We start from the raw sequence: 13,250 nt of genomic DNA, 5'->3' as shown, positions 1-13,250 counted from the left end.
TGGTCGGCGTGGCGCAGCAGGGTGTCGGCGTCCGCGTCGTCACAGGGGAACACCGTGTAGCCAATGCTGGCCGTTACCGCCACGCGCTCGGTGTCCAGGGTGTAGGGCGAAGAAATGCTTTCCATCACGCGCCCCAGTAGTCGTTCGCCATCCGTGTGCGTGTTCAGGCCCGGCATGAGGATTACGAATTCGTCGCCGCCCAGGCGGGCCACGCAGTCTTGCGGGCGCAGCGCGCGCGAAAGCCGTCCCGCCACCACCACCAGCAGCCGGTCGCCGGCGCCGTGGCCCAGGCGGTCGTTGATGGGTTTGAAGCCATCCAGATCCAGATAGGCCACGCCCAGCTGGGTGCCGTGGGCGCGGGCCTGGGCCATGCCGGCCTGCAGCCGGTGCGCCAGCAGCACGCGATTGGGCAGGCCCGTGAGGGCGTCGTAATGGGCCAGTTTTTGCAGCAGCTCTTGCTGCTCATGCTGCGGCGTGACGTCGATGGCCACGCCCAGCATGCGCGCGGGCTGGCCTGCGTCGTCCGGTCCGATGATCTTGCCCACGTTGCGTATCCAGCGGGCGCCTCCCTGGGGTAGCACCACTTTCCAGGTGGCGTCGAACGGGGTGGCCGGATGGTCCGTGTGGCGGGCCAGTTCCGCCGAGATGCCGGCCAGCGCCTCGGCCGCCACTCCTGTCGTCCAGTGCACTGGGGGCGCGGAGGCATCGCCGGTGGGAGCACCGCGCAGGGCGCACCAGCGCGCATCGCCGTGGACCATGCCGGTTTGCAGATCCCAGTCCCACAGCCCCAGCGCGGCTGCCGATATGGTGAGCGACAGCAGCGCCTCGCGTTCGCGCACCTGCTCCTCGCTGCGCTTGCGGTCGGTGATGTCGTGCACGGCGAACAGCCAGCAGGGCTCGCCATCGAACTCCGTGGCGCGCATCGACTGCAGCGCGGTGCGCTCTTCGCCACTGCGCGTGATGATCTTGACCTCGTAGGCATCGAGCTGGCCGGTCTTTCGGGCCTCGTCAATGAGGCGGATACGATCCTGCGCCTGAAAGATACCCAGCTGGATGGGTGAAACGCCCACCGCTTGCGCCCGGGTGTAGCCCAGCATTTGTTCCCACGCAGGATTCACCTCGACATAGCACCCGTCGCTTTGGCGTGTCATCCCCATGGGGTAGGGCATGAGCTGGAAGATGCGCGAGAAGCGGTCTTCTGACTGGCGCAACCGCTGCTCGGAGCGCTTGGCCTCGTCGATGTCCTGCAGCACACCGCGCATGCCGGTGACGGTGCCGTCCTGCAACACCGGTTCGCCGCGTGCGCGCACCCATATCTGGCGTCCATCGGCACGGATGATTTCGTGTTCCAGGCTCCATTCAGTTTGGTGGTGGTGGCAGTCGTGTAATTTGGCACGCACCATTTCCTGCCAGGCGGGCGCCACGAAGCGCTGAACATAATCGTGGGGTGGCGGGGCGCCCGGGGGCAGGCCGTGGATGTCACAGCAGACATCCGACCAATAGACCATGCCTGCTTCGCGCGTGCTCTCCCACGCGCCAAGACGGGCCATACGGCCGGCCTGCTGCAGCAGGTTGTTCAGTGCCCGCAACTCGTCGCTGGCGCGCTGCGCCTCGGTCGTGTCGTGAAAGACGACCAGGAAACAGTCTTCGCCCTCCACCACCACAGGGCGGGCCGACATCAGTCCGGGCACACGCACACCGTCACGATGCGCCACCATGGGCAGGCGGTCCACCTTGCCTTCGCGCTGGTAGGTTTCCAGCATGCGCGCGCGCTCCTGGTCCGAGGCCCAGATATTGAGCTCTCTGGAGGTGCGCCCCAGTACGGCTTCGCGTTCCGCACCCAGCAGTGCACAAAAGGCGGGGTTTACGTCGATGTAGCACCCGTCCGAAATCCGCGAAATGCCCGCAGCGTCGGGCAGTGTCTGGTAGATGGTGGTGTATTTGGCTTCCGAGGCGCGCAGTGCATCCTCGACCTCGTGCTGGGCCGTGATGTCCACGTCCATGCCTATCATCGTCAAGGGGCGGCCGGCGGCATCGCGCTCGCCCACCAGGCCCCGCGATATCACCCAGCGCCAACGGCCCGCCGTGTCAAGAATGCGGAACTCGGCTTCGTAGGTGGCCAGCTGCCCCCGCTTGGCCCGCTCCATCTTGTCAGCAAGGCGGGCGGCATCGGCCGGGTGCCTGCGGGCGTGCCAGCGTTCCCAGGCGTCGTCACTGTCGGCGGCCTCCATGCCGAAGGCGGCATAGAAACGGCCGTAGCAGCTGAGTTTCTGGTGCGCAATGTCCCATTCCCAGCGCCCTCCGCCCAGCGAATCGAGCGCCAGGCGCATCTGCTGGTCGCGCTCGCGCAATTGGTGGTTGGCCAACTGCGAGGCCACGAGGCATTTTTTGAGGGCCGGCACAACATCCATGCAGGGAGTTTAGGTCCGTTTGGCAGCCTCTAAAGGCTTGCGCGACGTACTGATAAGCCCCGTTGACAACATGGTGCCGCACACAATGACCAGCCCGCAGCCAATCATCCACGGCGTGATGGCCTCGTTCAGGAATACGGTGCCGTACAGCAGTGCAAACACCGGCGCCAGAAACGTCACCGCCAAAGCCCGGCTGGGGCCGGCGTGGGCAATGAGGCGAAAGTAAAGGATGTAGGCGATGCCGGTGCAAAGCACCGCAATGGCCACGATGGCGGCCCATGCGCGCGGCCCCGGCATGGTGGCGGGCCAGAACCACAGCATGGGCACCAACAGCCCCAGCGCCGCACCGAGTTGGCTGCCCGTGGCCGCGGCCAGGGGCGGCACGCCCACCAGGTAGCGCCGGGCATAGCTGGCCGCAATGGCATAGCAGGTGGTGGCGCCCATGCAGGCCGCAATGGCCCAGGGCGCATAGTCTGACTTGATGCCCGCCCCCCCCGGCGCGCGCCAGGCCAGCAGCGCCACCCCGACAAAACCAATGGCCAGCCCCAGCCCGCGCAGGCGGTTGATGCGATCGCCCAGCCACACCCAGGCCACCAGGGCGCCAAACAGCGGCACCGTGGCGTTGAGGATGGAGGCCAGCCCCGTGGTGATATGCAGCACCGCCCACGAATACAGCGCAAACGGAATGGCCGAATTCACCAGCCCCGACAGCAGCGCAGGCTTCCAGTGCTGGCGCAGCTGCGGCCACTGGCCCTGGTACAACAGGATGGGCCACAGGAACACCGTGGCCAGCAGCACGCGCATCCCGGCCGTGGGCAGCGGGCCAAACTCTGACGCACCCATGCGCATGAACAGAAACGAGGCGCCCCACAGGGCCGCCAGCACGACAAACTCGCCGATCCACGCGGAAACCGGTTGGGTGACGGGTGCTGCGCTCATGCAGCGGCCTTTGCCGGGGCCTTGGCCCGTCCTGTTGGCTGTGCTTTGGCATGCGCGTGTTCTGGTTGCGTGGCCCGTTTTTCTGGCTCGGAGGGCAGGGCGCCCTCCAGCCGCAGCAGCGCCGCCTTGCGCTCCAGCCCGCCGGCGTAGCCCGTCAGGCTGCCGTCACGTCCCAGCACCCGATGGCATGGCACCACCACGCTGACCGGGTTGCGTCCCACGGCGGCCCCCACGGCGCGCACCGCGGCCGGGCGGCCCAGTTGCTGGCTGAGCGCGCCGTAGCTGGTGGTGTGGCCACACCCGATGGACAGCAGCGCGCGCCACACGTCCTGCTGAAACGGCGTGCCGCCCGCCAGATCCAGCGGCAGCTCGAACCCGGTGCGCTCGCCACGCAGGTACTGGTGCAGTTGCTCGATGGCGGCCACCAGCACCGGATGGTGCAGGTCTTGCGGCCAGGCGTGGGGCCCGTCGAGTTGCGCGGGCTGGTGGCGCTGGCCGTCAAACCACAGGCCGACCAGGCCCTGGGGAGATGCTGCCAGCCGCACAGTGCCCAGGCGGGTAGAGGTGCTCGTCTGCACGGTGGAGGGGTGGTATTGCATGGTCAACCAATATTGAATGAAATTGACTTGTAGCGCTTATGGGATAAGCGCAAACAGCTATTATTTTGATATTAATTCCAGCGCTGTCGCACTGGGGTTGCTCGCGATGCTGCCCGCCGCCCATGCGCGCACCACGGCATAACTGCGCCAGGGTTGCCAGGCCAGCGAGGCCTGGGTGGCCGCGCGTGCCGGGTTTTTGTGCTCCTGCACGCCCAGGGATTTTTGCAGCGCCACGTCGCCCGCCGGAAACGCATCGGGCCAGCGCAGCACGCGCATGGCGATGTACTGCGCCGTCCAGTCGCCAATGCCGGGCAATGCGCACAGCGCCGCCGTGGTGGCGGCCACGTCTGCGCCACCTTGCAACTGCAGCTGGTCGCCGTCCACCGCCCGCGCCAGCGCCACAATGGCCGCTTGGCGCTGGCGCACGATGCCCAGCTGCCCCAGGGCTTCGCCGGGCGCCTGCGCCAGCACGGCCGGGGAGGGGAAAAGCCGTGTGAGTTCAGGCCAGGGCGTGGCGATGGGCTCGCCAAACCGCTCCACCAGCCGCTGCCCCAGCGTGCGTGCGGCCGCCACGGTGATCTGCTGCCCCAGCACGGCACGCACGGCCAGCTCAAAACCATCAAAAGCGCCGGGCACGCGCAGGCCATCGCCCTCGGGAAAACTGGCGTGCAGCACGGCATTGATGGCCGCAGGGTCGGCGTCCAGGTCGAGCATGGCGCGCACGCGGCGCATCACCAGTGGCAGCACGGGGTACAGGCTGTCGCTGGTCTGCACCAGCACCTGGTGGCGGTCGGGGTCAAAGTGGGCATTCAGCCAGCCGCAATGCTCTTGCGGCCCGCCAGCACCCCGAGTTTGCAGGCGCACCGTGCGGCGCAGCGCCGGGGTGGCCGCGTCGCCCGCCCACTCCACCCCGTGAAACTGGCGGCGGGCAAAAAAGGCCAGCAAGGCCGGCACATCCAGCGGTGGCCGATAAGCCAGCCGCAGCGTGGCCGCCTGCACGCCCGCGGCCCGGGTGCCGCCCCGGCGCAGCGCGGTCGGGTTGAGCCCATAGTGCTGCGCAAACGCGGCATTGAAACGGCGCACGCTCGCAAAACCACTGGCCAAGGCCACCTGCGTGACGGGCATGGGCGTGTCGGTCAGCAACTGCTTGGCGGTCAGCAGCCGCCGCGTCTGCAGGTATTGCAGCGGCGACACCCCCAATGCCGCCTCGAAAATGCGGCGCAGGTGCCGGTCGCTCACGCCAAGGCGCGCGGCCAGCCGGGCCACGGTGGCATTGCGGCCTTCGCTGGGGGCGTGGCTTGCATCCCAGGCGTCGGGGGCATCGAGCAGCTGCACGGCCTGCCGCACCAGAATGCCGCTGGCGTCCTGCACCGACCACGCCAGTGCCTGCGGCGCCAGCTCGGGTCGGCAGCGCAGACAGGGCCGAAAGCCTGCGCCCTCGGCCTGCGCGGCCAGCGTGAAGAACCGGCAGTTTTCGCGCCGGGGTGTGCGCACGGCACACACCGGGCGGCAGTAAATGCCGGTGGAGGTGACGCCAGTGAAAAACCGCCCGTCAAAGCGCGCATCCCGGGCCTGCAGGGCACGGTAGCAGCCATCGTCAGCCGACGGGTCGACTGCCGTGTCGGCTGGCGGGGCGGGGCGAGGGGCGGGCGTTGTCATGGGCTCGATGATAGGCCGCCGGTGCGGCCGGGCTGGCCGTTTTCGGACCTGTGCCTGCGCTCCCCGGGCTTGGGTGGGGTACTGCGCGGGGCGCCCCTACAATGCAGCGGACATTCGACCCCCCTCGCAGCGAAAGACCTTTCCGTGCAACCTACACCCGCCATCTTCAAGGCCTACGACATCCGCGGCATCGTGCCTTCCACCCTGAACGAAGAAGTGGCCCTGGGCCTGGGCCGGGCCTTTGGCACCGCCGCCCGCGCCGAAGGCCAGACCACGGTGGCCGTGGGGCGCGATGGCCGGCTCTCCGGCCCCGCTATCAGCAGCGCGCTGGTGCAAGGCCTGATCGAAGCGGGCATCGAAGTGATCGACGTGGGCCTGGTCACCACGCCCCTGCTGTATTTCGCGGCCAGCACGCTGTGCACCAGCGGCATCCAGGTCACCGGCAGCCACAACCCGCGCGACTACAACGGTTTCAAGATGGTGCTGAACGGCCGCGCCATCTATGGCGATGAAATCCAGGCGCTGCGCCGCACCATGGAGGCCGAGACCTGGCAACTGCTGCCCGGCGGCAGCGTGCGCACGGTGGATGTGCTGCCTGCCTATGCGCAGCGCATCACCGGCGACGTGAAGCTGGCCCGCCCGATGAAGATCGTGGTTGATTGCGGCAACGGTATTGCCGGCGCGTCGGCCCCGGCCATCTTTCGCGCGCTGGGCTGCGAGGTGATTGAGCTGTTTTCCGAGGTGGATGGCAACTTTCCCAACCACCACCCTGATCCGAGCAAGCCCGAAAACCTGCTCGACCTGATTGCTGCCTTGCAGGCCAGCGATGCCGAGCTGGGCCTGGCCTTTGATGGCGACGGCGACCGCCTGGGCATCGTCACCAAGGACGGCACCAACATCTTCCCCGACCGCCAGATGATGCTGTTTGCACAAGACGTGCTCAGCCGCGTGCCGGGCGGGCATATTTTGTTCGACGTGAAATGCACCCAGCGCCTGGCGCCCGCCATTGCCGCAGCGGGCGGCGTGCCGGTGATGTACAAAACGGGACACTCTCTGATCAAGGCGCGCATGAAAGAGCTCAACTCGCCCCTGGGCGGCGAGATGAGCGGTCACATCTTCTTCAAGGAACGCTGGTTCGGTTTTGACGACGGCACCTATGCGGGCTGCCGCCTGCTCGAGATTCTGAGCCGCAGCGCCGACCCGAGCGCCGTGCTCAATGCGTTGCCCACCAGCTTCAGCACCCCTGAGCTCAATGTGGCCTGCGCCGAGGGCGAGCCGCACCGCCTCACGACCGAGCTGCAGGCCCTGGCGGCAGGCACCTTTGCAGCACCGGCGCAGATCAACACCATTGATGGCTTGCGGGTGGACTGGCCCGATGGTTTTGGCCTGATCCGCGCCAGCAACACCACGCCCGTGCTGGTGCTGCGCTTTGAAGGCCACACGCCTGAGGCGCTGGCCCGCATCGAAGCGGCCATGCTGGCCCTGTTGCACCGCGTCAAACCCGACGCCCAGGTGGGCAGCGCGGCGCACTGAGCGCCGCTTTCAGCCGCCCATGGCACATACCGCACTCTGGCTGTATTCGGCCCTGACCTGGGCTGCCCAACCGTTGCTGCTGCGCAAGCTGCGGCGCCGCGCCGTGGCCGAGCCCGGCTATGGCCGCGCGGTGGGCGAGCGGTTTGGCCGCTATGCACGGCCCATCGACAGCCTGATGCCCCCAAGCAGCACCGACCCGCTGCACAGCTTTGTTTGGATCCACGCCGTATCGCTGGGCGAAACCCGGGCCGCCGCCATTTTGCTGGCCGAGTTGCGCCAGCAGCTGCCTGGCATGCGGCTGCTGCTCACCCACGGCACCGCCACCGGCCGCGCCGAGGGCGAAAAGCTGCTTTTGCCGGGCGATGTGCAGGTGTGGCAGCCCTGGGACACGCGGGGGGCGGTGCGCCGCTTTTTGCGCCAGTTCCGGCCCGCCATCGGCATCCTCATGGAAACCGAGGTCTGGCCCAACCTCGTGGCGGGTTGCCAGCAGCGCGGCATACCCCTGGTGCTGGCCAATGCGCGGTTCAACGCCACATCGCTGCGCAAATCACAGCGCCTGGGCGCATTGGCCCGGCCGGCCTATGGCGGGCTGACGGCCGTCTGGGCACAGACCGATGCCGACGCCGAACGCCTGCAGCGCATGGGCGCGCCGGTGCAGGGTGTATTCGGCAACCTCAAGTTCGACGTGGTTCCGGATGCCGCGCAACGGGCGCGGGGGCGAGCATGGCGCGCGCGCAGTGCCCGGCCCGTGGTGATGCTCGCCAGCAGCCGCGAAGGCGAAGAAGCCATGTGGCTGGATGTTTTTAAGCAAAATTGGCACCCAGCCCTTTCGCAGCAAGCGTCTGCAGCTATCAATAGTGAAGCAAACCAGGGCGCCAGCCCGGTGCAGTGGCTGGTGGTGCCGCGCCATCCCCAGCGCTTTGCCGAGGTGCAGCAGCTGCTGCGCAGCGCCGGCCTGACCGTGTCCAGCCGCAGCCAGTGGGCCGACGCGCCCGAGCCTGCCGATGTCTGGCTGGGAGACTCGCTGGGCGAGATGGTGCTGTATTACGGCCTCGCTGATGTGGCCATGCTGGGCGGCAGCTTTGCCCCGCTGGGCGGGCAGAACCTCATCGAGGCCATTGCCTGTGGCTGCCCCGTCGTGCTGGGGCCACACACCTTCAATTTTGCCGAGGCGGCCACGCTGGCCTGCGAACAGGGCGTGGCCCACCGCGTGGCTGACATCGGCCAGGGCGTGCAGCAGGCCTGCGATCTGGCAACCGACGCCCCCCGGCTGGCCGCTGCCCGTGGCCTGACCCAGGACTTCACCCTGCAGCACCGGGGCGCTGCGCGCCTGACGGCCACCGCCATTCGGGCCCTGCTGGGCATTCCTGCCACGCCCTGAACAGGGTTGCGTGGGGGCCGAATGCCCTGCGCCCGGTGTTTTGGGCCATCTTGTACCCTGACAATGTCACCTCGGGCACTCGGCTTTGTGTGGATTGGGCGCGAGCTGTGCCACAGTCACACCCAAACGCCGCAAGTTTTTTGATGGCCCCACCGACGCTGCTGCAACACCCATGGACAAACACTACCTCACGCCGCTATTTGCGCCTGCTTCCATTGCCGTTCTGGCGGGCAGGGCCGACAACCCCGAAACGCTGACCTCGTATGCGCGGGCACTGCATCCGGCCCTGAGGGCGCAGCGTTTTGCCGGCAGCCTGCAGTTTGTGGACACCCACACCAGCGGTACGCTGGCCGATCTGGCCCAACGAAAGTCAGACCTGGCCATCATCGCGCTGCCCCCTGCCGAAGTGCCCGCCGCGCTGGAAGTGGCGGGGCGCATTGGCTGCCGCGCCGCACTGGTGCTGTCCAGCGGCATGGATGCAGACCAGGCCGCCAACCTCAAGAAAATAGCCCGGCGTGAGGGCCTGTATCTGCTGGGCCCCAACTCACTCGGGTTCCAGCGCCCGCACCTGCAGCTCAATGCCAGCGCGGCCGGCCCGCTGGCCAGCGATGGCCCTCTGGCGCTGGTGTGCCAGTCGGGGGCACTCACCTCGTCCATCCTCGACTGGGCCAGCAACAACGCCGTGGGGTTTTCTGCCGTGGTGTCGCTCGGGCCCAACACCGACGTGGACATTGCCCAGGTGCTCGATTTTCTGGCCCACGATGCGCGCACGCAAAGCATCGTCGTCTACATGGAAGGCATCTCCAACGCACGCCGTTTCATGAGTGCGTTGCGCTCGGCGGCCAATGCCAAGCCGGTGGTGGTGCTCAAGGCGGGGCGCAAGCCCGCGGGCAACGAGGCCGCCCAGACGCACAGCGGCACCATTGTCGGCAGTGACGACGTGTTTGATGCAGCCCTGCGCCGCGCGGGCGCGGTGCGCGTGCGCTCGTTCGTGGAGCTGTTCTCGGCGGCCAAGTGTCTGGCGTCGCGTTACCGGCCGGTGGGCAAGCGCCTGGCCATCGTCACCAATGGCGGCGGCCCCGGTGTGCTGGCGGCCGACTGGGTCAATGAAATTTTGCTCAACCTGGGCAAGCTGTCGCCGGAATCGGCGCGCACGCTGGCACCCCAGTTGCCACCTCTGGCGTCCTTGTCAGACCTGATCGACCTGTCGGAAGACGCTGGCGCGGAGCACTTTCGTCTGGCCATCGAGGCCGCCAGCAAAGACCGCGAGGTGGATGGCGTTCTGGCCATCTATTCGCCCAAGGTGGGTTCGGACTCGTGCGGGGTGGCCACCGCGCTCGCCGAGGTCAAGAAACACATGAGCAAGCCGCTGCTGGCCTGCTGGATGGGCGATGCCTCGGTGGTGCCAGCGCGCGCCATCCTTCGCGATGCCTCCATCCCGAGTTTTCGCACGCCCGAGGCCGCCGTGGGGGCCTTTGGCAACATCGCCTCGTTCTACCAGAACCAGCAGCTGCTGCAGCAAACACCGCCGCCGCTGTCCACACTGGCCAAACCGGACATTGAAGGCGCGCGCCTGGTGATCGAAAGCGTGCTGGCCGAGCGGCGCAAAGTGCTCACCGAGATGGAATCCAAGACGCTGCTGGCGGCGTTCCATATTCCGGTGACCAAGACCATCCTTGCGCGCAATGCGCACGAGGCCATGATGATCGCCACGCAGATGGGCTTCCCGGTGGCGCTGAAGATCGATTCGCCCGATATCAGCCACAAGTCGGATGTGGGCGGCGTTGCCCTCAACATCCACAGCGGCACTGCCGCCCGCGACGCGTATACCGATATGGTTCAGCGCGTGGCGCGTCTGCAGCCGCAGGCACGCATCAATGGTGTGACCGTGCAGAACATGGCGAGCGCCCGGCGCGGGCGCGAGATCTGCATCGGCCTCGTCACCGACGATCCGTTTGGCCCGGTCATCACCTTTGGTGCGGGCGGCACCATGATCGAGCTGATCGACGACCGCGCCATGGAGCTTCCGCCGCTCAACCAGTTTCTGGCGCGGCGGCTGATTGAGCGCTCCCGCGTGGCCGAGACACTGGGCGAGTGGCGCGGCGCCAGCGCGGTCGACCATGACGCGCTGGAGCAGGTGCTGCTGCGTGTGTCGGAAATGGTGTGTGCCTTGCCCCAGCTGCGCGAGATGGACATCAACCCGCTCATCGTGGACGAGCAGGGCGCCGTGGCGGTGGATGCGCGCATTGCCATCGACCAGGCGGCCAACACCTCGGGCGGGCGGGCAGACAACTTCAGCCACCTGGCCATCCTGCCCTATCCCGCGCGCTATGAGCAGCTGTGGCCCATGCGCGGGGGCGGTGAATACCTGGTGCGCCCCATTCACCCCGACGATGCGCAGATGCTGCAGCAATTGGTGCAGAACCTGTCGCCGGAAAGCCGGTATTTCCGTTTCATTTCGTCCATGGTGGAGCTGCCCGCCTCGATGCTGGCGCGCTTTACGCTGATCGACTACGACCGCGAAATGGCCCTGGTGGCCGTGTTCCGCGAGCGCACGGTGGGTGCTGATGGCGACATCACCGAGACCGAACGCATCGTGGGGGTGTCGCGCTATGTCACCAACCCCGATCAGTCGAGCTGCGAGTTCGCGCTGGTGGTGGCCGACGACTTCAATGGCAAGGGCCTGGGCTCGCGCCTGATGCTGAGCATCATGGATGTGGCGCGCGACAAGGGCCTGGCCGAAATGGAGGGCCTGGTTCTGGCCAACAACCCCGGCATGCTCAGGCTCATGCGCAGCCTGGGCTTTGTGGTCAAGCCCTTTCCGGAAGACGTGGATTTCAAGCTGGTGACCCACACGTTGTAGGCGCTTGTCCCGGCCTTCACGCAGGGTCGCTGCGGTCGCCTGTTGCGGCTATGGCTGGAGCAGCAGGCGGTTGATGGCGGCCACGTCTTCTTGCGTTAGCGAGCCGGCTGCCTGGCGCAGCTTGAGGGTGCCCAGCAGCACGTTGTAGCGCGCCTGGGCCAGGTCGCGCTTGGTCTGGTAGAGCTGGCTTTGGGCATTGAGCACATCGATGTTGATGCGTACGCCCACCTGGTAACCGAGTTTGTTGGCATCGAGCGCGCTCTGGCTGGAGGCTTCGGCGGCTTGCAGGGCCCGCACCTGACCCTGGCCAGACTGCACGCCAAAGAATGCCGCCCGCGTGGCCTGTGCGACGTTGCGGCGCGTGGTTTCGAGGTCGGCCTGGGCCTTTTCCTCGAGGGCCAGTGTTTCCTTGATGCGGTTTTGCACGGCAAAGCCGGCAAAAAGAGGCAGGTTGAATGCCACGCCCACACTGGCATTGTTGGAGCGGCTGCTGATGCCCGGCACGAAGGTGGTGCCGTTCGGGTTGCGCGCGATGTTGTAGCCGGCCTGCAGGTCCACCGTAGGCAAATGCCCTGTGCCCGCCTTCTGGGTTTCCAGGCGTGCGATGTCCAGTGCGATCTGGGCCTGGCGCACGGCCGGCTGCTGGTCCTGCGCCGTTTGTACCCAGGCGGCTACGTCATCGGGCTGGACCGTTGGCAGCGGAACAGGTTGGGCCAGCGCCAGGGGTTGGGTGCCAGCGATGCCCACCAGCTGGTCGAGTGCCAGTTTTTTGACGCGCAGGTCATTCTCGGCGGCAATTTCCTGGGCAATGACCAGGTCGTAGCGGGCCTGGGCCTCGCGTGAATCGGTGACGGTGGATGTGCCCACCTCGAAATTGCGCTTGGCGGCTGCCAGTTGCTCGGACACCGCCGTTTTTTGCGCCTGTACAAAAGTGAGGGTGTCCTGGGCCGCCAGCACGTCAAAGTAAGCCTGGCTGACGCGCACCAGCAGGTCCTGGGTGGCGGCGTCCAGCTGGGCGCGTGCCACGTCGATGCCGCGCTGTCCCTGCTGAAAATTGATGCGATTGGCCGGACGGTACAGCGGTTGCGAGGCGTTTATCCCCGCATTCTGCGTGGTGGCATTGAGGTCCAGTTTGGGGCGCGTGACTTCGGTATTGGCACGGGTGACACCTGCCGACAGGCCCACGCTGGGCAGCAGGCCGGCACGGGCTTGTTCAGCGCGGCTGGAGGCCGCATCCAGCTGAAGCTTGGCTGCCTGCCACACCGTGTCGTAGCCACGCGCGGCATCCACCAGCTGCAAAAGGCTCTGGGCGTGCACCGGCGCGCAAAAAACGGCACTGAGTGCCAGGGACAGGGGAAGAAGCCGAAGCGGGTTCATGGAGGTCCTTCAGGTAGTTCTGCGCGGGCAAGGGGTTGTGAACCAAGGGCTGTGGTGAGCACGGGCAACAACGAGCTGGCGGTTTTGGGCAAGGTGGGCGCGCATGATCAAAACACTCACCGCCGCTCAATACCGAGGCACGCTGGTGTCGCGTTCGCGGGACCAGGCATCAATGCCACCTGTGATGTTGGCCAGTGTTTCAAAACCCTGCTGATCCAGGAAAACCGCCACATGCAGGCTGCGCACGCCATGGTGGCACAGACACGCCAAGGGGCGCGACGGGTCCAGTTCGCTCAGTCGGCCGGGCAGCTCGCCCATGGGAATCGCAACCAGTTCAAAGCCGTCTGTTCGCACGCTGGCGGTCTGCAGCTCCCAGGGCTCGCGCACGTCCAGCACCAGGGGCTGGCCTTCGGCAGCGGCCTGCGCAAACCAGTCGGACAGCAGCGCAGGGCGGACATGGTCGATCACGCAGAACTCCAGGACGCCAG

9 protein-coding genes are annotated in these 13,250 nt (G+C 67.0%); 3 read left to right on the top strand and 6 right to left on the bottom strand.

What is annotated here, in order from left to right; all coding sequences use genetic code 11:
- The 4 genes from B7Y64_RS13785 to B7Y64_RS13770 form a co-directional block, all read right to left on the bottom strand.
- A partial coding sequence (locus tag B7Y64_RS13785; protein WP_291329160.1) for a bifunctional diguanylate cyclase/phosphodiesterase occupies positions 1–2,411 on the bottom strand: 2,411 nt, incomplete at its 3' end.
- A gap of 9 nt (positions 2,412–2,420) precedes the next feature.
- Positions 2,421–3,350: an EamA family transporter gene (locus B7Y64_RS13780; RefSeq protein ID WP_111867001.1), complete on the bottom strand. Its 930-nt coding sequence runs from the start codon at positions 3,348–3,350 to the stop codon at positions 2,421–2,423.
- Entirely contained in the window at positions 3,347–3,949 is a 603-nt protein-coding gene (locus B7Y64_RS13775; protein WP_291329157.1) for a methylated-DNA--[protein]-cysteine S-methyltransferase, read from the bottom strand. The genes B7Y64_RS13780 and B7Y64_RS13775 overlap by 4 nt, the downstream gene beginning before the upstream one ends.
- Before the next feature lie 60 nt (positions 3,950–4,009).
- A complete protein-coding gene (locus tag B7Y64_RS13770; protein ID WP_291329155.1) occupies positions 4,010–5,608 on the bottom strand; it encodes a DNA-3-methyladenine glycosylase 2 family protein in 1,599 nt (532 codons plus the stop codon).
- A 144-nt stretch (positions 5,609–5,752) separates the two neighbouring features.
- Between B7Y64_RS13770 and B7Y64_RS13765 the strand changes: the two genes are divergently transcribed.
- The 3 genes from B7Y64_RS13765 (at position 5,753) to B7Y64_RS13755 (ending at position 11,385) form a co-directional block, all read left to right on the top strand.
- On the top strand, positions 5,753–7,141 hold the full coding sequence (locus B7Y64_RS13765) for a phosphomannomutase/phosphoglucomutase (RefSeq protein ID WP_024815076.1): 1,389 nt from the start codon (positions 5,753–5,755) through the stop codon (positions 7,139–7,141).
- Positions 7,142–7,160: 19 nt separating this feature from the next.
- Positions 7,161–8,522 carry a 3-deoxy-D-manno-octulosonic acid transferase gene (locus tag B7Y64_RS13760; RefSeq protein WP_291324329.1) on the top strand — a complete coding sequence of 454 codons (1,362 nt, stop codon included), beginning with the start codon at positions 7,161–7,163 and terminating at the stop codon, positions 8,520–8,522.
- A gap of 172 nt (positions 8,523–8,694) precedes the next feature.
- Positions 8,695–11,385 carry a bifunctional acetate--CoA ligase family protein/GNAT family N-acetyltransferase gene (locus B7Y64_RS13755; RefSeq protein ID WP_291324328.1) on the top strand — a complete coding sequence of 897 codons (2,691 nt, stop codon included), beginning with the start codon at positions 8,695–8,697 and terminating at the stop codon, positions 11,383–11,385.
- A 48-nt stretch (positions 11,386–11,433) separates the two neighbouring features.
- Here B7Y64_RS13755 and B7Y64_RS13750 read toward each other — a convergent pair whose 3' ends face one another.
- Positions 11,434–12,762 (bottom strand): TolC family outer membrane protein, encoded by a 1,329-nt coding sequence (locus tag B7Y64_RS13750; protein ID WP_291324327.1) that lies wholly within the window; start codon positions 12,760–12,762, stop codon positions 11,434–11,436.
- A gap of 126 nt (positions 12,763–12,888) precedes the next feature.
- Positions 12,889–13,230 carry a rhodanese-like domain-containing protein gene (locus B7Y64_RS13745; protein ID WP_024815080.1) on the bottom strand — a complete coding sequence of 114 codons (342 nt, stop codon included), beginning with the start codon at positions 13,228–13,230 and terminating at the stop codon, positions 12,889–12,891.
- Positions 13,231–13,250: the final 20 nt, after the last annotated feature.

It is taken from the genome of Acidovorax sp. 35-64-16 (assembly GCF_002281195.1).
Classification (GTDB): domain Bacteria; phylum Pseudomonadota; class Gammaproteobacteria; order Burkholderiales; family Burkholderiaceae_C; genus Acidovorax; species Acidovorax defluvii.
This window is presented reverse-complemented; position numbering and strand designations above follow the sequence as displayed.

Excerpts from the sequence above, each read along its gene's own strand:
- B7Y64_RS13780 (WP_111867001.1), bottom strand. The coding sequence starts at position 3,350 with ATGAGCGCAGCACCCGTCACCCAACCGGTTTCCGCGTGGATCGGCGAG.
- B7Y64_RS13775 (WP_291329157.1), bottom strand. The coding sequence starts at position 3,949 with ATGCAATACCACCCCTCCACCGTGCAGACGAGCACCTCTACCCGCCTG.
- B7Y64_RS13770 (WP_291329155.1), bottom strand. The coding sequence starts at position 5,608 with ATGACAACGCCCGCCCCTCGCCCCGCCCCGCCAGCCGACACGGCAGTC.
- B7Y64_RS13760 (WP_291324329.1), top strand. The coding sequence starts at position 7,161 with ATGGCACATACCGCACTCTGGCTGTATTCGGCCCTGACCTGGGCTGCC.
- B7Y64_RS13755 (WP_291324328.1), top strand. The coding sequence starts at position 8,695 with ATGGACAAACACTACCTCACGCCGCTATTTGCGCCTGCTTCCATTGCC.
- B7Y64_RS13750 (WP_291324327.1), bottom strand. The coding sequence starts at position 12,762 with ATGAACCCGCTTCGGCTTCTTCCCCTGTCCCTGGCACTCAGTGCCGTT.